The sequence below is a fragment of the Arthrobacter sp. Y3225116 genome (assembly GCF_059091245.1).
In genome coordinates this window covers 1-289 of record NZ_JBNHGL010000617.1, presented here as the reverse complement: position 1 = coordinate 289, position 289 = coordinate 1, and the positions used below count along the sequence as shown (strand labels likewise).

The following is a 289-nucleotide window of genomic DNA, read 5'->3' as shown; positions in this document are numbered from 1 at the left end:
GCCGTCCGGCGTCGTCCCCGCCGATCAGGCCGAGAATGCGCACCCGGGCGCCGAGGGCGGCGAGGTTCATGGCCGTGTTGGCGGCGCCGCCCGGGGCGTACTCCCGCCTGGTCATGTCCACTACGGGGGCGGGGGCTTCCCGGCAGAACCGTTCGATCCGGCCGCTGAACCAGCCGTCCAGCATCACGTCGCCGACCACGGTGACCCGCGGTGCGGCCTCCGCCAGCCGGGACGGCAGCCAGCCGGCCAGCCCGGAGACGTCCGACAGGGGCGTGCTCATGGCCGCACC

1 protein-coding gene is annotated in these 289 nt (G+C 75.4%); it reads right to left on the bottom strand.

The features are described from left to right. On the bottom strand, window positions 1-280 hold a 280-nt coding region (locus tag AC5RV2_RS19230; protein ID WP_494093650.1), incomplete at its 3' end, for a PfkB family carbohydrate kinase. Window positions 281-289 lie beyond the last annotated feature (9 nt).